At 71.7% G+C, this 18,921-nt stretch carries 20 protein-coding genes; 18 read left to right on the forward strand and 2 right to left on the reverse strand.

Annotated features, from left to right (window positions below):
• The first annotated feature begins 222 nt into the window (after positions 1-222).
• Positions 223-858 carry a MarC family protein gene (locus tag ER308_RS17720; RefSeq protein ID WP_131156218.1) on the forward strand — a complete coding sequence of 212 codons (636 nt, stop codon included), beginning with the start codon at positions 223-225 and terminating at the stop codon, positions 856-858.
• Between the two features lie 43 nt (positions 859-901).
• Here the strand turns inward: ER308_RS17720 and ER308_RS17725 are convergent, their stop codons facing one another.
• Positions 902-3,043, reverse strand: coding sequence for a DUF222 domain-containing protein (locus tag ER308_RS17725; protein ID WP_131156219.1), 2,142 nt, complete (start codon positions 3,041-3,043; stop codon positions 902-904).
• A 111-nt stretch (positions 3,044-3,154) separates the two neighbouring features.
• Positions 3,155-3,316 carry a hypothetical protein gene (locus ER308_RS21815; protein ID WP_165492219.1) on the reverse strand — a complete coding sequence of 54 codons (162 nt, stop codon included), beginning with the start codon at positions 3,314-3,316 and terminating at the stop codon, positions 3,155-3,157.
• Positions 3,317-3,550: 234 nt separating this feature from the next.
• On the opposite strand from ER308_RS21815, the gene ER308_RS17730 reads away from it, so the two are divergent.
• From ER308_RS17730 to ER308_RS17810, 17 genes are all read left to right on the forward strand, one after another.
• A complete protein-coding gene (locus ER308_RS17730) occupies positions 3,551-4,729 on the forward strand; it encodes a flagellin N-terminal helical domain-containing protein (RefSeq protein WP_131156220.1) in 1,179 nt (392 codons plus the stop codon).
• A gap of 175 nt (positions 4,730-4,904) precedes the next feature.
• Positions 4,905-6,836 (forward strand): flagellar filament capping protein FliD, encoded by a 1,932-nt coding sequence (gene fliD, locus ER308_RS17735; protein WP_131156221.1) that lies wholly within the window; start codon positions 4,905-4,907, stop codon positions 6,834-6,836.
• A gap of 47 nt (positions 6,837-6,883) precedes the next feature.
• Entirely contained in the window at positions 6,884-7,297 is a 414-nt protein-coding gene (gene fliS / locus ER308_RS17740; protein WP_131156222.1) for a flagellar export chaperone FliS, read from the forward strand.
• Positions 7,298-7,696, forward strand: a complete 399-nt coding sequence (locus ER308_RS17745) for a hypothetical protein (RefSeq protein WP_131156223.1) — start codon at positions 7,298-7,300, stop codon at positions 7,694-7,696.
• Between the two features lie 245 nt (positions 7,697-7,941).
• Positions 7,942-8,289 carry a flagellar basal body rod protein FlgB gene (locus ER308_RS17750; protein ID WP_131156224.1) on the forward strand — a complete coding sequence of 116 codons (348 nt, stop codon included), beginning with the start codon at positions 7,942-7,944 and terminating at the stop codon, positions 8,287-8,289.
• 11 nt (positions 8,290-8,300) lie between these two features.
• Complete coding sequence (gene flgC, locus ER308_RS17755) at positions 8,301-8,711, forward strand: flagellar basal body rod protein FlgC (RefSeq protein WP_131156225.1); 411 nt, start codon at positions 8,301-8,303, stop codon at positions 8,709-8,711.
• 33 nt (positions 8,712-8,744) lie between these two features.
• Positions 8,745-9,059 (forward strand): flagellar hook-basal body complex protein FliE, encoded by a 315-nt coding sequence (gene fliE, locus ER308_RS17760; protein ID WP_165492220.1) that lies wholly within the window; start codon positions 8,745-8,747, stop codon positions 9,057-9,059.
• 40 nt (positions 9,060-9,099) lie between these two features.
• Positions 9,100-10,638 carry a flagellar basal-body MS-ring/collar protein FliF gene (gene fliF, locus ER308_RS17765; protein WP_131156227.1) on the forward strand — a complete coding sequence of 513 codons (1,539 nt, stop codon included), beginning with the start codon at positions 9,100-9,102 and terminating at the stop codon, positions 10,636-10,638.
• On the forward strand, positions 10,635-11,696 hold the full coding sequence (gene fliG, locus ER308_RS17770) for a flagellar motor switch protein FliG (RefSeq protein ID WP_131156228.1): 1,062 nt from the start codon (positions 10,635-10,637) through the stop codon (positions 11,694-11,696). Before fliF ends, fliG begins: the two co-directional genes overlap by 4 nt.
• The gene (locus tag ER308_RS17775; RefSeq protein WP_131156229.1) at positions 11,689-12,537 is read left to right on the forward strand and encodes a FliH/SctL family protein; all 849 of its coding nucleotides are present in this window, start codon (positions 11,689-11,691) and stop codon (positions 12,535-12,537) included. Before fliG ends, ER308_RS17775 begins: the two co-directional genes overlap by 8 nt.
• Complete coding sequence (locus ER308_RS17780; protein ID WP_131156230.1) at positions 12,534-13,925, forward strand: FliI/YscN family ATPase; 1,392 nt, start codon at positions 12,534-12,536, stop codon at positions 13,923-13,925. The genes ER308_RS17775 and ER308_RS17780 overlap by 4 nt, the downstream gene beginning before the upstream one ends.
• Positions 13,922-14,353, forward strand: a complete 432-nt coding sequence (locus ER308_RS17785; RefSeq protein WP_131156231.1) for a hypothetical protein — start codon at positions 13,922-13,924, stop codon at positions 14,351-14,353. Before ER308_RS17780 ends, ER308_RS17785 begins: the two co-directional genes overlap by 4 nt.
• Positions 14,350-15,381 carry a lytic transglycosylase domain-containing protein gene (locus ER308_RS22125; RefSeq protein WP_205745707.1) on the forward strand — a complete coding sequence of 344 codons (1,032 nt, stop codon included), beginning with the start codon at positions 14,350-14,352 and terminating at the stop codon, positions 15,379-15,381. Before ER308_RS17785 ends, ER308_RS22125 begins: the two co-directional genes overlap by 4 nt.
• A 9-nt stretch (positions 15,382-15,390) precedes the next feature.
• Positions 15,391-16,911, forward strand: coding sequence for a hypothetical protein (locus ER308_RS17795; protein WP_131156232.1), 1,521 nt, complete (start codon positions 15,391-15,393; stop codon positions 16,909-16,911).
• Positions 16,912-16,968: 57 nt separating this feature from the next.
• Complete coding sequence (locus tag ER308_RS17800) at positions 16,969-17,538, forward strand: flagellar hook assembly protein FlgD (RefSeq protein ID WP_165492221.1); 570 nt, start codon at positions 16,969-16,971, stop codon at positions 17,536-17,538.
• A gap of 114 nt (positions 17,539-17,652) precedes the next feature.
• A complete protein-coding gene (flgF, locus tag ER308_RS17805; RefSeq protein ID WP_205745708.1) occupies positions 17,653-18,483 on the forward strand; it encodes a flagellar basal-body rod protein FlgF in 831 nt (276 codons plus the stop codon).
• Positions 18,484-18,660: 177 nt separating this feature from the next.
• The gene (locus ER308_RS17810) at positions 18,661-18,918 is read left to right on the forward strand and encodes a flagellar FlbD family protein (protein ID WP_131156235.1); all 258 of its coding nucleotides are present in this window, start codon (positions 18,661-18,663) and stop codon (positions 18,916-18,918) included.
• The last annotated feature ends 3 nt before the right edge of the window (positions 18,919-18,921 follow it).

The raw sequence follows: 18,921 nt of genomic DNA on the forward strand, positions 1-18,921 counted from the left end.
CTCAGGTACCTCTCGCCGATCACGGCGACGGGTGCCGGGGGCCCAAACCGGAGCCCCTGAGTCCATGTGAGGGCTCACGCTCTGGAGTGGCCGTCTGCTCTGAGACAGGCCGTGACGGAGGGCGGGACCTCGGCGGCCCGCACTCTTGTGCCGTGCGTCGGTCGGCCCTTTCTCGGCCGGACGCGCCGGACGCGCCCCTGACCTCGACACGAGCCGAGCCGAATGGACCTCACCGACCTGCAACTCGACGCGACCCTGTTCGCGCAGGCGTTCGTCACGGTGACGGTGATCATGGATCCGGTCGGCAACGTTCCGGTCTTCTTGGCACTGACACGGGGCCTCGACCGGGCGCAGAAGCGCCGGGCGGCTTGGCAGGCGACCGGCGTCGCCGCCGGGGTGATCGCGTTGTTCGCACTGGTCGGCGAGCAGCTCATCGCACTGCTCGGCATCAGCTTCGAGGCGCTGCAGGTCGCTGGTGGACTGCTCCTCATCCTCGTCGCCCTCGAGTTGCTGCGCCCCGCACCCGATGATCCTGGCGCCGAGGTGGCGAAGGGGAGGAACGTGGCGCTGGTGCCGCTCGGCACCCCGTTGCTCGCGGGCCCGGGCGCGATCGCCGCGACCATGTTGTACGTCTCGCAGAGTTCCACCGGCGGGCAACTCATCTCGGTGGCGCTGGCGTTGCTGGCGGTTCATGCGATCGTCTTCCTGGGTATGCGGTTCTCCGGCATCATCGAGCGCGTCCTCAAGGAGAACGGCATCGAGCTGGTCTCCCGGCTGCTGGGGTTCTTGCTGGCGGCGATCGCGGTGCAGCTCATTGCGTCCGCGGTCGCCGACTGGATCCGTTTCGGGGTAAGCTGAGCTTCCCGACCTCGCTCTCACGTCCCCCGGCCAGCAATCGCTCCTACGTGGGTGGCGATCGACCGACCGCGAGGTCCCATGCTTCGGACGGTTCCCGCGGGATGGTCCTGTGTCGTCGTCCGTAACCGTTCGACGGCTGGGAGTGATCCGACGGCTGCCGGCTTTCCGGAGCGGGAGGGACGGTCGTATAGTCGGTTGGGGTGTGGCTCGGTCTCCGCCGAGCAGTGCCCGACCCTGCATCACTGTCGGCCGTCGGGTCCGCGGGGCGGCTTCGGAACGGCCGGTGCACCACGAAGCGTCCATCGGGCTTGCGGGCGACGGTCCAACCGTGATGGTGGACGTGCCAGTGGCACTCCCAGCAGAGCAGGCACAGATTGTCGACGTCCGTGCGCCCCTGATCGCGCCGCCACCACTGCGCGTGATGGACCTGGCAGAGCGCGACGCGGGTGCCGCAGCCGACGCATGCTCGGTCGCGCGCGACGACCGCGTCGACTTGACGCTGGCTGGGATCGCGGCGGGACCTCCCTGCGTCGAGGACCTCACCATTGCGCTCCGTCACCGCCGAGAAGCGCGCGTCGCAGCAGATGAGCCGCGCGGTCTCCGAGGACACGGCCCCCACCCCGTCCAGCCAACTGGGCTCCGCGTCGGCGTGGCCGTGCAAGGCCTCGGGGTTCGTGACGAGCAGGACGTGCGCGCTCGCCTGGGTCTGGCGCGGCGGCTCGTCGGCTTGCAGCGCGAGCCGGGCGAGCGTGACGAGGGCGTCGTACTGGCGCTGCTGACGCGAGGCGCGGTCGCGACGGCCCCCGTTGCGCGTTCGCTCCGTCGCGCCGTCGGTTCCCGTCGTGTCCTCGGAGCCCGTCGCCCCCGGCTCGGACGTCGTGCCGTTCCCGGCCGTCGCGCCCGTCCCGCTCGACGCGTTCCCCGTGTCCGTGGACCCGGGCGACGCGGGTGCCTCACCACCGTCTTCGATGCCCCCGGCTGTCTGCCCGGGGCGTGACAGCGCATCGATCGCTGCCCGCAGGTACGCGAGCCCGTGAGGCTCCGCCTTCCCCCCGAAGGCGACGAGGCCGTCCTCGTCCTGCTCGTTCGCGATCCAGAACCGTCGACGTGCGAAGGCGCGACGTTCCTTGCGGGCGAGGAACTCGGGGTCGTGCTCTCGGCGCCAGTCGTCCAGTGCACGCCGGAACGCGGCCCGGTCGGTGCCCTCGGCAGCCCGCTGGGCGTGACGATCGAGTGCCTCCCCGAGTCGGCGTTGGGCGTCAAGGCGCCGGGCGACGTGGTCGGGCAACCCGTCCCGAGCTCTGTCGTCGGCGTCGCGGGACCCGCTGTCGGCGTCCTGCCCGTCCCTCGATCCCCCGGAGCCGTCCGTTCCGGAGCCGGCGTCGCCATTCCCCGACCGGTCGCCCCCGTCGGGTCCGGTGCCGCCAGGCCCCGGGGCGCCGTCATGGTTCGGGTCGGTGTCCGGCGTTGCCGGCGCGCTGTCCCCGCCTGAGCCAGTCTCCCCTGAGCCAGCGTCCCGTGAGCCAGCCTCCCCTGAGCCAGCGTCGGCGGACGCGTCCCCGTCTTCCCCGCCGGCGCGGCCGTCGTCTCCATCCTTCTGGTCGCCGTCCTCGGGTGTGCTGCTCCCGTTGCCTCCCGTGCTGCGGTCCCCGTCTCCCGCTGCGGGCTGCCCTCCGGAAGGCTCGTCCGACGTGCCGCCTGAACCGAACAGCTCCAGTTCGTCCTCGCCCCGGGCCACGCGCTGGGCCATCTCGTCGTAGGTCCGTGCCGCGTAGTGCACGTGGTCCTCCGATACCTCCCCGTTCGCGAACGACGCGGCGACGCCCGGGAGGTGTTCGAGTCGGGAGGCCGTGCGCAGCTGCTTCTGGGCCTCGCTCCTCGTGATGGCCACGCGCTCCGCGAGCCAGCGCGCGGCCGAACTCGTCCCCTCGGTCCGGTGCGCCTGCCGTTCGTCGATGGCCCCGAGGCGGCGGAGCCGTTCCGCGGCCGCCATCCGCTCGCACCGAACGAGTCGTTCGACCGACCTCAGCAGCGCCTCGTCGGACTCGGCCGCCGAGAGCGGCATGGCCTGCAGCTGCTGCAGTGCGTCCTCGACCACCGCGAGCAGCTCGGCCGAGGACGCTTCACGCCCCCGATTCGTCCCTCCGCCGGGAGAGCCTGCTCCCGCAGCCGACTCCGAACTCATGTTCGGAACTATAGCCGACTTAGAGGACCTTCGCAACCATTTCAGATATTCTTGTGTACAGAAACCCTGAAACTTATGTTCCGGTTCTTCGTGAACGCGGCTCGGCGCCGCTCAGAAATCCCCGTCCTCGCACCACGTCCCCGAATCCGGGGGTTGCCGACCGGCACACGTGTCGCCGTACTCCTGGTACGGCGATGAGGACGGGGCATCGAGGTACAGCTGGTCACACGCCGTCCACTCGCCGTCCTCGCAGGCAGCGGCGAAGTCGTTCAACTCCTCGTCGTTGCCGAGGTGGTCGCTGGACCAGGGGATGTCCGCGTCGCCCTCGTCCTCGTCGTCGTGCCCTCGTTCCCCTCGTCTCCCCGGAAGCAGACATCGAATTCGGCCGGCTCCTTAAGGCGTGGCGGCCCCCGGCCGACGGTTGTCTTGTCGATACGGAAGTCGACCGGTCCCGGCCAGAACGAGGGCCGGAGCGCCGCCAAGGGGACAACACGGAGGTAGACCCCGATGCAAATCAATCAGAACATCATGGCGTTCAACGCTCAGCGGAACCTGAGCCAGACGCAGAACGACATGGCCGGCACCCTCGAGAAGCTCTCGAGCGGGTTCCGGATCAACCGTGCCGCCGACGACGCGGCGGGGCTCTCCATCAGCGAGCAGCTGCGCAGCGAGGTCGGCGGGCTGCAGCAGGCCCAGCGCAACTCGCAGGACGGCATCAGCGTCGTCCAGACCGCGGAGGGCGCGCTGAGCGAGGTGCACGACATGCTGCAGCGCATGCGTGACCTGTCGGTCCAGGCTGAGAACACCGCCACGACCGACACCGAGTCCCGCGACGCCATCCAGGCCGAGATCGACCAGCTCGCCGAGGAGATCGACCGGATCTCGGAGACCACCGCGTTCAGCGGCCAGAATCTGCTGGACGGGACGTTCGGTCTGCAAGACGAGGTGACCGGCACCAGCGACGCGATTGATGCGGACACCAATATTGCCGGGGAGGACGGCGAAGTAACCCTCTCCCTGGGGGGCGAAGTGGAGGAGGCCGGCGTGACCTTCGACGTCCCCGAGGATGGGGATGGGAATCTCGACACGGACGCCCTGGAAACTCTCGCGGGCAACATCGAAGATCAGTTGAACGGTGTCGGGGATAACGACGTGACCTTCTCGGCTGCCGCGTCAGTCAACAGTGACGGTGACGTGGTCGTGGACGTGACCGCGGAAGGGCTGGAAAGCGGACAGACCTTCGAGGTGGAGTTCGGCGGCTCGGTGGGGGACTTCGGGACAGTCAGGGGGGAGCAGGGCGAGGAGGCACTGCTCCAGGTCGGCGCCAACGAGGGTGAGAATCTCACGCTCAGCATCGGCCAGATGGACGCTTCCACGCTCGGCGTCGACGACCTGGATGTGGCCGAGAACGCCGGTGCGGCAATCGCCGCGCTGGATGACGCTATCGGCGACGTGTCCGCGCAGCGGTCCGAACTCGGTGCGCGCCAGAACCGTCTGGATCACACCATCGCGAACCTCTCGGTCACCACCGAGAACCTGCAGGCGTCCGAGTCGCGGATCCGCGACGCGGACATGGCCTCGGAGATGGTGGACTTCACCCGTCACCAGGTCCTGCAGCAGTCGGGCACCGCGATGCTCGCGCAGGCCAACCAGGTGCCGCAGTCGGTCCTCTCGCTCCTGCAGTAAGAGGCCGTTCGGTTCATCCGAGTCACCGTGGGACCCCCGCCTCGTGCGGGGGTCCCACGCCTTTCGGGCGGTCGCTTGATCGCTCGCCGTGGCAGCCGACGAATCCTCCAGGGTCAGTGCTCATCGCTGGCCGAGCCGTCCAAGAGATGTCCGCACCGCGACTCAGGGAGCGCACATGTCACCCGCGTTCAGCATCGGCGGAGCCGTTTCGGGCTTCGAGACGAACCAGGTCATCGACCAGCTCATGGAGCTCGAGCGCCAGCCGATCCAGCGGCTCCAGGCCGACCGGGCCGAACAGGAGGAGCAGGACGAGGCGTGGGCGCAGGTCGCCGCGAAGCTCTCCGGGCTCGAGGAGGCGATCGACGCGATCGCCGGGAGCGACTCGCTGGGGGAACAGTTCGCGGCCAGCTCCAGCGACGAGGGCGTCCTCGAGGCGAGCGTCACCGGGAGCCCCTCGGCGGGCCGGCACCGCGTGAGCGTCGAGCAGCTCGCGACCGAGAGCCAGATCGCGAGCGCCGGGTTCACCAACCCCGACGAGGGGATCCTCGAGGCCGGCACGTTCGCGGTGAACGTCGGCGGCGAGACCCACGACATCGACGTGGAGGACGGCACGAGCATGCGGGAGCTCGCCGACCTCATCAACGACGAGGGCATCGGGGTCGACGCCGCGGTCATCCAGACCGCCGGCGACGAGATGCGGCTGGTCGTCACGAGCCACGAGACCGGCGACGCGGGTGAGATCACCGTCGAGGAGACCCCGGTCGGCATGCCCGAGCCCGACGACCCGTTCGCCGACGACGCCGGCGATCCGGGCTTCGAGCGCACCGAGGAGGCGCACAACGCGGTCCTCGAGTACGGCGGGGTGACGATCGAGCGCAGCTCGAACACCATCGACGACCTGATCGAGGGCGTGGAGCTCGACCTGCACCAGGCGGACCCGGGCCGGACGATCACCATCGACGTCGAGCAGGACCACGATGAGGTCGTCGACCGCGTCGCCGGCATGGTCGAGGCCATGAACGGCATGCTCGAGATGGCCGGCGAGCTCGGTCGGACCGCCGAGGACGCGGAGGAGCGCGGCGTCCTCTCCGGCGACTCCACCCTGCGGTCGATCAGCAACCGCCTGCGCAGCGCGGTGGGCAGCGGGATCCCGGTCCCGGGCGGCGACGGGGTCGTGCCCGCCTCCGATCTCGGGATCGAACTGACACGCAACGGGGACATCGAGTTCGACGAGGGTGCGCTGCGGGACAGACTCGACGAGGACTTCGAGGGCACGGTCGGGTTGCTCAGCCGCAGCGCCGCGGCGAGCGAGGACGCGACCGGGCTCGGCAACGCCTACGCGACGTCGTCGGCCGATGCGGGCGACTACGACGTCGAGGTGACCCAGGCGGCGACCCAGGCCGAGGCCGCCGGCGCCTACGCATCTCCCGACGCGGAGGCCACCTTCACGATCACCCGGGGTTCGGCCTCCGCCGACGTGACCGTCGCCGCGGGGGCGAGCCTGGAGGAGGCCCGCGAGACGGTCAACGAGGCCCTGCAGGCGGCGGGCATGGACACGCTGCGCGCGCACGACGAGGACGGCGATCTCGTGGTGCGCTCCGAGCGCTGGGGGTCGGCCGGCGACTTCGAGCTCACCGGCGACGTCGAGGACTTCTTCGACGGCGGCTACGCGTACACGGACGGGCTCGACGTCGAGGGGACCATCGGCGGGGAGGAGGCGACCGGCTCCGGCCGCACGCTCCGGGGAAGCGAGGAAGCCCAAGGGGTGCGCGTGACCGTGACGGCCACCCCTGACGAGATCGCCGACGCCGGGGGACAGCTGGAGGCGGGCGCGATCCACGTCGAGGACGGACTCGGCGGGCGCCTCAGCCGGACGATCGACGGATACGAGGGGCGGGGCGGCCAGGTCGAGCGCACCCGCGACCGCATCGAGGGCCAGATCCAGCGCATCGAGGATCGGATCCTGCGGTTCGAGGACCGCCTCGAGATGCGCGAGCGCACGCTCATGCGCCAGTTCGGGAGCATGGAGCAGTCGATCGCGCGCCTGCAGCAGCAACAGCAGGGCCTCATGCAGGCGATGAACAGCGGCGGTGGAACGGGGATGTAGGACGGCTCGCTCAGGTCACCGCCCCACCTGCCGACAGGTTGCCAGCGATGTACGGATCCCAGACACCCGGTACCCCGGGCCGCAACGGCGCGAATCCCTACCAGACTCAGGCGGTCGAGACCTCCAGTCCCCAGGCGCTCGTCACGATGCTCTACGACCGGATCCTCACGGGGATACTTCGGGCTCAGAACGCCGAGCCGGAGGGCGACCTCGAGACGATCCACCGCGAGCTCGTGCGGACCCAGGACATCCTCATGGAGCTCACGATCACGCTCGACCGCGAGCGGGGCGGGCAGATCGCGAGCAACCTCGCGTCCCTCTACCAGTGGTGCCGCGACGAGGCGATCAAGGCGAACATCTCGAAGGACCTGTCGAGCCTCGACGACATCGCGTTCGTGATCGAGGAGCTTCGGGACGCCTGGGAAGCGGCTACGTCACGGCTCACGAGCGCGGCGGGTTAGATGCGGCTCGAGCAGGTTAGCCGCGACGAGGCGGACCGGGTCGATCCGGTCGCGCCGATCGACCGCACGCCGCAGAGCGAGCGGCAGCCGGGGTCGTGGGACGAGGCTCTCGCGACGTTCCGCGACGTGCTCGACGAGGTCGAGACCCGCCTGGCCTCCGAACGGTGGGAGGACGCGGCCGAGGCGCTCGCGGAACTGCCGATGACCGTCCCCGAGGGCGAGCCCGGGCCCTCGGAGCGCGCGGCCGGGCAAGAACTGATCGACCGCTCCGAGCGGCTCCAGACCCGCCTGCGCCGCTCCATGGAGGCTACGCGCAGCGAGCTCGACGAGCTCGGTCAGCGGCGGCACGCCGCCAGGCAGTACCTGGCGCAGTCCGCCGACGAGGGCCAGGGAGCCTGAGGAACCGCTCGGTCTCCTCACGGGGCGTCACCGCCCGACTCGTGTTCCGACCGGGGCCGCACGGCAAATCGGGCGGAATCCGATCTCGAAGAATCCCTTAGCTACTCGCTGTACCCGCCGACGAGCCACCGACAACCGCATACAGGGACGAAACTTCAGGGGCCACGGAGGAGCCCGGACGCGCGACGTACGCGCGCCCGACTCCTCCTCTTTTCGTGTTCCCCGATACCCGACCGGAGGCGGCAATGGAGATCCACGACGAAGCGATGAGCGCCGCGCAGTACGCGCTGCAGGGCCTCAGTGAACGCGCGGACGTGCGCTCCCACAACGTGTCGAACATCAACACGCCGGGCTTTCGCGCGGAGCGCGTCGACTTCGAGTCGAGCCTGCAGTCGGCACTGCAGCGCGGCTCGCCCGAGGCGGCCCCGGACCCGGTCCGCGAGGCCTCGCCACAGATGCCCGACGGGTCCTGGAACACGGCCAGCCTCGAGGACGAGATGGTCGGAATGATGAAGGACAACCTCCAGCGGGACGCGATGGTGAACGCCTACAACTACAAGGCGGGCATCATGCGGACCGCCATCAACGGCTAGAGGAGCCCACGATGGCGACTTTCGGAGCGATGGACGTCGGCCGCACCGGTCTCGGGTTCAGCCAGCACTGGATGGACCAGATCGGGCACAACCTGGCCAACACGAACACGGTGCGCGGTCCCGAGGAGGAGCCCTTCCGCCAGCGGTTGGCGGTGGCCGAGAGCCTCACCGACGAGATCGTCGACACCGGCAGCGGGGTGCACCTGGCGGGTGTCATCGAGGACCAGCGTGACCCGGTCGAGACCTACGAGCCGCAGCACCCCCAGGCCGACGAGGACGGCTTCGTCGCCCAGCCGGTGGTCGATATGGCGGGCCAGATGAGCGACATGATGCAGGCCCAGCGCGGCTACCAGGCCAGTGCCCGCACGATCGACACCGCCCGCGAGGCCTACGAGTCCGCGTTGCGGATCGGCCAGCAGTAGCCGGCGACTCGCCGAATCCCTCAGGAGGAACCCGTGTCCGCGATCCCACCCATCCCACCGCCCGGCGAGGCCACCGGCGTCACCGCTGCGGCCGCGGCCCAGCAGCCGGACGCGCCCGCGGGCGTCGGCAACGACTTCGCCGACATGTTCCAGCAGGGCCTCGAGGAGGTCAGCGCGCTCGAGCAGGGCGCGGACGCCGTCGCGACCGACATCGCGACCGGCGGCGACAGCCAGATCCACGACCTGATGATCGCGACGAGCAAGTCCGAGATCGGGACCGAGTTGCTCGTGCAGACGCGCAACAAGGCCCTCGAGGCCTACCACGAGATCATGCAGCTCCCCGTCTAGCGACGGGCGTCCACCATCCCCACCACGCGAGGTCTGAGCCTTGGAACAGCTCCGCGAAGGCATCACCGGGTTCGTCCGGGCGCTGCCGGTCGCTCACCGCATCGGCATCATCGCCGCGCTCGGCGTGCTCGGAATCGCGATCGCCGCGTTCGGGGTGTGGGTCACGACGCCCGACTACTCGGTCCTCTACTCGGGACTCGAGGGCGACGAGGTCGGTCAGGTCGTCGACCAGCTCGAGGCCGATGGCGTCCCCTACGAGCTGGAGGGCGGCGGCACGACGGTGCTCGTGCCCCGGGAGGACCTCTACGACGTGCGGGCGCGCCTCGCGGGCGAGGGCGTCGCCGGGCAGACCTCTCCCGAGGGCTACGAGGTCCTCGAGGAGCAGGGCCTGTCGGTCAGCGAGTTCCGCCAGCAGGTGGACTACCAGCGGGCGCTCGAGGGCGAGCTGTCGCGGACGTTGTCCGCGATGGACGGGATCGACGACGCGAACGTGCACCTGGTAACCCCCGAGGACTCGGTGTTCACCGAGCGGGAGGACCCGGTCGAGGCCTCGGTCGTGCTGACGACGAACCGGGAGCTGGCCGACGACCGGGTCGACGGGGTCGCCTACGTGGTCGCGAGCGCGGTCGAGGGCCTCGAGCTCGAGCACATCACCGTCGCCGACCAGACCGGCGCGGTGCTGCACACTCCCGGCGAGACCGGCGGGGTCGGGTCGGCGGGCAACCGCAACCTCCGCCAGCAGCAGGAGTTCGAGCAAGTGCTCGCCGGCGAGGTCGAGGGCCTGCTGAGCCAGGCCACCGGCGGGAGCCCGGCCTCCGTCGTCGTGCGCAGCGACATGAACTTCGACGAGCAGGAGACCGAGACCTACATCTACGACCCCGAGAGCCAGGTCGAACTGCGCGAACAGCTCTCCGAGGAGGTCTTCACCGGCACCGGGCTGATCCCGGGCGGGCCGGTGGGCGTGGATGGTGGGCCCGATGCCGAGGGCGGCGAGAGCGACTACGACCGCACCGACGAGTTGCGCGAGTTCGGCGTCGACCGAGAGATCATGCGTACCGAGTCCGCGCCCGGAGGGATCGAGGGGCTCTCGGTCGCGATCGTGATGGACGACGGGACGCTGACCGGCGCCGAGGTGCCGCCGGTCGCGGAGGTCGAGGAGCTCGTGGGCGCGGCCCTGGGCCTCGACGCCGAGCGCGGCGACGAGGTGGCGGTGTCCACGGTGCCGATCGAGGAGCCCGAGGAGGAGATCGCCGAAGAGGAGGGTGTCGACCTGTTCGGCATCGTCCCCCAGATCCTCGGCGGCCTGGTCCTGCTGATCGTCGCGATCGCCTTGTTCCTCATGACGCGGCGCCGCCAGGTGACCGTGGAGGAGGTCGAGGCGACCGAGACGCTCGAGCTGCCGGAACCGCAGCCTGCGCCCGAGCCGGCGCTGACCGCGCCCGCCCGGCAGCCCGAGGAACTGGCCCCGCAGGGCGACCACCTCAAGCAGGAGGTCACCGACCTGGTGTCGAGCCAGCCCGAGGAGATCGCCACGCTGCTGCGCGGTTGGCTGGCCGACAAGAGCGGTGATCGGGCGTGACCGCCGACGTGCTCCAGCGCAGCCAGTCCACGGCGCTCGCCCGCCGGTCGGACGACGTGTCCGTGCGCGAGTTCAGCCGGAGCCAGAAGGCCGCGGCGGTCCTGCTGTCGGTCGGGCCCGAGGTGTCGGCCCAGGTGCTGCAGCACATGACCGAGGAGGAGGTCGAGCAGGTGGCCTACGAGGTCGCGACGCTCGGCGACCTGAGCCCCGCGGAGCTGCGCCCGATCCTCGAGGAGTTCCAGTCGGAGGCGCTCGCGCACGGGCACCTGGTGTCCGGTGGGGAGGCGCACGCTCGCGAAATGCTGCGGAAGTTCCGTGGCGAGCGAGGCGACGAGATCGTCGACCGGGTACTCGCGACCGTGCAGACCTCCCCGTTCTACTTCCTGCGTCAGCACGCACCGGACGAGATCCTGCAGCAGCTGCGCGACGAGCACCCGCAGACGATCGCGCTCGTCACCAGCCACCTCCCCCCGAAGTTCAGCGCGCGCATCCTCGCCGAGTTGGACAGCGAGACCCAGCGTGAGGTCGCGCTGCGGGTCGCGTTGATCGACCGGACCAGCCCCGAGGTGATCAAGCGGGTCGAGGCGACCCTCAAGCAACGGCTCGGCGACTTCGCGCGGCGCCAGGACAGCGAGCGGGGCGGCGTGCAGGAACTCGCGGGGATGCTCAACCAGTCCGACCGCGGGACCGAGCAGTCGATCCTCACCGGCCTCGAGGAGCGCGACCCCGAGCTCGCCGAGCAGGTCCGCCAGCTCATGTTCGTCTTCGAGGACGTCACGACCCTCGACGACCGCGCGGTGCAGGAGGTCCTGCGCCAGGTCGACATGCAGAAGGTCGCGGTGGCGATGAAGGGCGTCGCGGACGAGGTCAAGGACGTGATCCTGCGCAACCTCTCGGAGCGCGCCCGCGCCACCCTCGAGGAGGAGCTGGAGCTGCTCGGCCCCGTCCGGGTCAAGGAGGTCGAGGAGGCGCAGACCGAGATCGTGCAGAAGATCCGCCAGCTCGAGGAAGAGGGCCAGATCGTGATCCAGCGTGGGGAGGGGGAGTTCGTTGAGTAGGCGCCTCGCCGATCCCACGTTCGGCCACGCGCCGCGGTCGCTCGCGGCTCCCGACCCCTCACTGGACGCGCTCACGCGCGAACTGATCGAGGAGGCGGTCGACGACGCGTACGCGCGTGGCGAGGCCGCCGGGCGGCGCGCCGCGGTCGAGGAGGCCACCGAGGCCGCGCAGAAGGCCACCGGTCGGGCCGCCCGGGCCGTCGAGGCGGCGGTGGAGGGCGCGCTCGCCGAGGTCGGCGAACTGCGCCGGCAGCAGGCTGCCGCTGACGCCGAGCTCGCCGCGCGGATCGCCGCGCTCGTGCTCGGTCACGAACCGCACGACGGTGGGCAGGGCCTGTTGGTCCGCTGCCGGCAGGCGCTGGAGCGGCTGGACGATCGGCCGATCAGTCTGCGGGCGCACCCCGACGACGCGGCAACGCTGCGCGACGGGCTCGTGGGCGAGTCCGTCGAGGTGGTGGAGGACCGGTCGCTCGGGCTGGGCGAGGCCGTGTTCGCGGGCCGCTGGGCCCGGGCCGAGCTGACCCGTGAGGCGGGGTGGGCGCTGGTGTGCGAGGCCCTCGGGCTCGACGGGCCCCCGGACGTGGCGGAGCTCGCCGGAGAGACGGTGCAGGCGTCCCCGGAACGCCCATCGGATCCCGCGTCACCGCCGGTGTGGACACAACCGCAGGACTCAGCCGCCGCAGATGGCCACACCCTCGCGGCTGCTTCCGCGGTGCGGACGGAACCGCAGGCTGCGGGCAGCCAAGATGCCCACACCGCCGCCGACGAGGCCTCGCCAGCTCCGGTGGAGGCCCCGACCGGGACCGACCAGGCCTCGCCAGAACCGGAGGAGGCCCCGTGAGCTCGCTGCTGACCCCGGCCGAGCCCGGCTACCACGTCAGCGGGGCGGTCGCACGCGTCGCCGGCCACGAGGTCGAGCTGCGCGGCCTGCGCCTGGCCGTCGGTGACGCCGTCACCGTGCACTCGGCGGGCGGTGACCGCGAGGCCGAGGTGGTCGCGCTGGCGAGCGAGGGCGCGCGGGCGCTCGTGCTCGGCGACCCCGAGGGCCTCGCGCGCGGGGACCGCGTGAGCGCCGGCAACGCCGCAGCGACCGCGCCGGTCGGCGACGCGCTGCTCGGACGGGTCATCGACGGTCTCGGCCGTCCGATCGACGGCAAGGGCCCACTGACGCAGGGGGGTTCGCTGGCGCGGGAGGGTTCGCTGGCGCGGGAGGGTTCGCTGGCGCAGGGGGGTTCGCTGGCGCAGGTGCCGCTGCAGGCGTCGCCCCCGTCGCCGCTGGAGCGGCAGCGCATCGACGAGCCGCTCCCGACCGGGGTGCGGGTGCTCGACGCGCTCTGCACCGTCGGCCGCGGGCAACGGGTCGGCGTGTTCGCGGGCTCGGGTGTCGGGAAGTCGACCCTGCTCTCGATGATGGTCCGCGGCACGTCCGCCGACCGCAACGTCGTCGCGCTCGTGGGGGAGCGCGGGCGTGAGGTCCGCGAGTTTGTCGAGGACGAGCTCGGCCCGGACGGGCTCGCCCGCTCGGTGGTCGTCGTGTCGACCAGCGACGAGGCACCCCTGTTGCGGCTGCGTGCGAGCCAGATCGCGACGCGCATCGCCGAGTCGTTCGCCGACGATGGTGCGGACGTGCTCCTCTGCCTCGACAGCCTCACCCGGTTGGCGACCGCCCAGCGCGAGGTGGGACTGGCCGCCGGCGAGCCGCCGACCGCCCGCGGTTACACGCCGTCGGTCTTCACGATGCTGCCGCGGCTGCTGGAACGCGCCGGGCCGCGCCGCCACGGCACCGTGACCGGCTTCTACACGGTGCTGGTCGACGGCGACGACCACAACGACCCGATCGCCGACGCCGCCCGCTCGATCCTGGACGGCCACGTCGTCCTGGACCGCGCGCTGGCCCAGCGGGGCCGCTATCCGGCGGTCGACCCGCTCGCGAGCCTCTCGCGCCTCGCGGACGCCGTGCGCACCGCCGAGCAGCACGAGGCGGCGACGAACGCGCGCGCCGCGCTCGCGGCCGCCGCCGAGGTCCGCGACCTCGTCGAGGTCGGTGCGTACCAGCCCGGCAGCAACCCGCGTGCCGACCGCGGGCTCGCCATCGAGCCGGACCTCGTGGACTTCCTGCGCCAGGGGATCCACGAGCCCGCCCCGTACGACGACACGTGGGCGCTGCTGGCGGAGCTCGCCGCCCGCTTCACGGCACCCGCCGAGCCTGAGCAAGGACGGACGGCATGAGCCGGCTACGTACCGTCGAGCGGGTCCGAGCGCTGCTGGAGCGCCGGGCGCTGGCACGCCTGGTCCAGGAGCAGTCCGAGGTCGAGCGCCAGGCGGAGGCCCGTCGCCGCGCCGAGGCGATCTACCGGGACCGCCCCCTGCCCCCGCCCGAGCTGACTGCCGACCGGCTGCGCGCGCTGCAGCTACAGGGGCTCGGCGCGCACGAGCTCGTGCGGGACGCGCTCGCGAGCGAGGAGCTCGCGGAGCAGCGACGCATCGAGGTCGCCCGCGCATGGTCGTACGCGTCGACGGCGCACAAGAGCGTCGAACGCGCCGCCGAGCGCAAGGAAGAGGAAGCCGCGCAGGAGGCCGCCCGAGCGGCGGCCCGGGCGCTCGACGAACTCGCGCTCGCTCGCCGCGTGCGTGACGAGCAGGAGGGACGCCGGTGATCTCGGGAATCGGTCTGGCCGGGGGCATGCCCACGCCCCCCGGGGGGATGCCGGGCATGTCGTCGGGTGGGGTCTCCGACGTCAACGCTCGGATGAGCGCCATCAAGGAGCGCTTCGTGGCGCCCGCCGCGTTCGGGGCGGCGTTCGAGGCCGCGCTCGAGGCCGAGCGGGCCGGTGAGGTCGAGCGCGCCGAGGCCGCCGAAGCCGGCGCCGAGGGTGATGTCGCGGGCGATGGCGCGGATGCTGGCGGGGACGGCCAGCGGGGCGACGACGAGCTGACGGTGGCGGGGCGCTCGGGCGACGGTGACGTGGCGATGGCCGGGCGCTCGGGCGACGGTGACGTGGCGGTGGCCGGGCGCTCGGGCGACGGTGACGTGGCGGTGGCCGGGCGCTCGGTCGACGGCGCCGGGTCGAGCAACCGCAACGGCCCACGCGGGGTCACGCTGGCGGACGCCGGCCCGGGAGCCCAGATGGTGCACAGTGCGGGCCTGCCCGCGTGGCTCGATCCCGACGCCCCCATCCTGGGTCAGGGACCGACGGCCCCGTCCCTGGGCGGGTCCGGCGCGGCCGATGTCCTGCTCGAGCGCGTCCGTTCAGGCCTCGCCGGTGCCGAGGGGGGCCAGCCGACCTGGGTCTCGGCCTTCGGGGAGAGCGCGCGGGAGTGGGCTCCGGAGATCTCGGCGGCCGCGGCGGAGGCCGGTATCGACGACCGTCTGCTCGCAGCGCTGGTCGAGGCCGAATCCGGATTCCGGGCGGATGCCGTCAGCCACGCCGGCGCGATCGGGCTCGCCCAACTCATGCCCGGGACGGCCGACGCGCTCGGCGTCGATCCGCGCGACCCGGTCGACAACCTGCGCGGAGGTGCTCAGTACCTGCGCGAACAGCTCGACCGCTTCGGCTCGGTCGAGGAGGCGCTCGCCGCCTACAACGCCGGCCCTCACCGCGTCCAGCAGGCCGGTGGGATCCCCAACATCACCGAGACCCAGAACTACGTCCGCACGGTGACCGACCGCTATGCGCAGCTATAGGTGATGTCGATGATGCCGATCCCCGCAGCAAGCGTGCCATCGGGTCCCCGGACCTCCGTGCCGGCCGCTGACCGGTCGAGCGACGACTTCGAGTCGCTCCTCGACGACGTGCTTGGCGACGCGCGCGACGAGCGCGAGGACGAGTCGGGCGAGGGCGAGACGGGTGGAGAGGGTCTCGGGCTCGTCGCCCTGGGCCTGCGGCCGCTCGCGTTGTCGATCGCCGGTGCTCAGGAGGAGGCCGATGCTGATGGCGACGCCGACCTCGACGCGCTGATCGAGGCGCTGGGCGACGCCGTCGACGTCGACGACTTGCGCGCGGCGCTCGACGCGCTCGGCGAGGCGTTGGACCCCGAGGAGGCCGCCGCGCTGCTCGCTGCGCTCGAGGCCTCGCACGGCGGGTCGGCCGCCGAGCTGCTCGAGCCCGAGGATCTCGCGGCGCTCGCGGACGCCCTGGCCGAGCAGCAGGAGCTCCGCGACGTACTGGCGGAGCTCGGCGTCGATGTCGACGCGCTGCGCCGAGCCCTGGCCGACGGGGAGCGCGACGAGGTCGTGGCCCTGCTGCGGGACGGCGACGCGTCATCGGTGCAGGACCTGCTCGCCCGGGCCTCGGCCCTGGCGACACGGAACGGCGAGCGCGGCGGCGATGAGGCCGACGGCGAGCGCGGCGCCGCCGACGGTGCCCGCCGAGGTGCCGGGTCGGAGCGCAGTGGCGGGGCCGACAACCAGACCGACAACGCTGACGCCGAGGACGAGGACGGCGAGCAACTGTCGCGTCCGGGCCGAGGCGAGGAATCGCGACGTGGCGGCGGCGACCGCAGTGAGGCCGAAAGTGACCGTGCACGCGGCGACACCGACGCACGCGAGGGACGCGCGGCCGACGCTGCGAGGGGCGGCGCCTCGGCCCAGTCAGACGCCGAGGGTGAGGGCGAGCAGGCCGAGGAGCGGGCAGCACGCCTGTCGACCGCCCGCCGGGCGTCGGGGTCGCGGGCCGAGGGCGGCCAGGTCGACGGCAATCGCGGAGCGACCGAGCGGGTCGAGGGCAACCGCGGCGACACGTCCCGCGCCGGACAGTTCGCGACGGACCTGCGCGCGGCCGGGGGCGGAACGGAGTCGGCGACCCGGGCGAGCTCCGCCGCACGGGCCGAACCCAGCAGCCTCGCGGCCAGGGTCGCGGAGATCGCCGAGCAGCTCGAGGATCGCGGCCCCCCTCGTCGGATGACCGTCGAGGTCGGCGACATGCGCCTGACCGTCTCGATGCGGGGCGAGAACGCCGTCCGGGTTGCCGTGATCGGCGAAGGCCAGACGGCCAGTGACCTCTGGTGGCGGCAGCTGCAGGAGGCGTTGGCGGCGCGAGGGCTCGACCTCGACAGCGGTGACCTCGACGGCTCCGGGGGCCGGGCCGGCGCGCGGGACGGCGACGGGGCCGATCCCCGTGATCCCGAGGACGCCCGGGACGACCGCCGGCCGGCGAACAGGCCGGCACGGACCGCTGGGCAATGGCGCACCCAACCGACCGGCGTGCGCCTCTAACGCGCTTCACCGACCCGAATCAACCAGACCGACCACACGAACACGAGGAGCATGCTCATGCCAATCGACCCCACCGGAGGCGCGGCCGCCGGAATCACCGCGGGAGGTGCCGCCGGGCCGGGTGGAGCGGGCCAGAACGCCTCCTCCAACTCGCTGGGCGATCTCGACGACGAGGCATTCCTGCAGCTCCTCGTCGCGCAGATGCGCTACCAGGACCCGATGGAGCCCGCCGACCACACCCAGATGCTCCAGCAGACCGCGATGTTCACGCAGGTCGAGGCGCTGCAGAAGGTGACCGAGTCCCAGCAGCAGTTGCTGGGCATGGGCCAGACGCAGATGGCCAACGACATGATCGGCCACGACGTGACCGCCGAGATCCCGGGCGAGGGGACGGTCACCGGGATGGTCGAAGCCGTCCGTTACACCGATCAGGGACCGATGCTGCGGATGGCCGACGGCGAAGTGCCGTTGCAGTACGTGATGGAGGTCCGAGCGGTCGACGCGACGCCGCCGCCGGCGGAGCCGCCCGAGGAGCCCGAGGAGGGCGATGACGTCGCGGACCCCGAGGGCGATGACGTCGTCGAGTCCGACGAGTCCGACGAGGCCGACGAGCCGCTCGACGCGTGAGCCGCCCCACCCACGACCCGCTCGACCCGACCGACCTGCACGACCTGACCCACCGGATCCACCCGACCACCTGCCCAGAAGGCTCAAAGGAAAGGGAGCACCATGCTTCGCTCGATGTTCGCCGGCGTCAGCGGCCTGCGCAGTCACCAGGAGATGATGGACGTCGTCGGCAACAACATCTCGAACGTCAACACGCACGGGTTCAAGTCCGAGCGCGCGACGTTCCAGGATGCCCTGTACCAGACCCAGCGCGGCGCGACCACGGGCGAGGAGCTCGACGGCGGCGGAGAGGGCGGGGTGAACCCGCTGCAGATCGGCCTCGGGGCGAACCTGGCGTCGGTCGACACGAACTTCGGGCAGGGCTCGTTCGAGATGACCGGCCGGGCCACCGACGTCGCGATCGACGGCGAGGGCTTCTTCGTCGTCGACACCGACGAGGGCGAGGCGTACACCCGCGCCGGCATCTTCGACTTCGACGGGGCCGGCAACCTCGTCGACCGCAACGGCAACACCGTCATGGGGGCCAGCGGCGAGGGCGACATCGACGGCGAAGACCTGGAAGCCATCACGATCGACCCGGATACCCTCAGTGAGCTGCGGGACGTCTCCGTGCAGCGCAACGGGGTCATCTCGGGTCGCGACGGCGACGGGGACGAGGAGATCATCGGCACCATCGCCACCGCGGACTTCACCAACCCCGGGGGGCTCGAGCGCGACGGGGGCTCGCTGTTCCGCCCGACCGGCGCCGAGGGCGACATGGCGGTCGGCGCTCCGGGCGAGGACGGCCGCGGAGCGCTCGAGGGCGGGGTGCTCGAGATGGGCAACGTCGACCTCGCCGACGAGTTCACCAAGCTCATCACCGCCCAGCGCGGGTTCCAGGCGAACTCGCGGACCATCACCACCAGCGACGAGCTGCTCCAGGAGCTCGTGAACCTCAAGCGCTGACTCCGGGCGGAGCCCGACCGCGGTCCGGCGCGCGCGTCCCCCGTCCTCCGGGCGGGGGACGCGCTCATGCGAGCGCCGCTGGCAAGGCCCGTGAGACCTCCGATCGTTAACTCACAGTCGCCATCGCCGACACGGACCGTGACAGGGAATGTCCCAGCGCGCACAGGGAGGTGCCGCGTGATCGTCGTGCATCGCCTGAAGGGCGAGCCCTTCGTCATCAACGCGGATCTGATCGCAATGGTCGAGTCCGCGCCGGACACGATCGTCCGGCTCGTCGACGGCCGCTCGGCACACGTCCGCGAGACCCCCGATGAGGTCGTCGAGGCCGTCATCGCGTTCCGCGCCGCCGTGCTGCGGGCCGCTGACGAGCACCGCGGGACCCCTGCTGCTCGCACGACCCGCAATCTGACCGTGCTTACGGGCGACGAGGCGTAGCGC

Origin of the sequence: Egibacter rhizosphaerae, assembly GCF_004322855.1 — a bacterium.
GTDB lineage: Bacteria > Actinomycetota > Nitriliruptoria > Euzebyales > Egibacteraceae > Egibacter > Egibacter rhizosphaerae.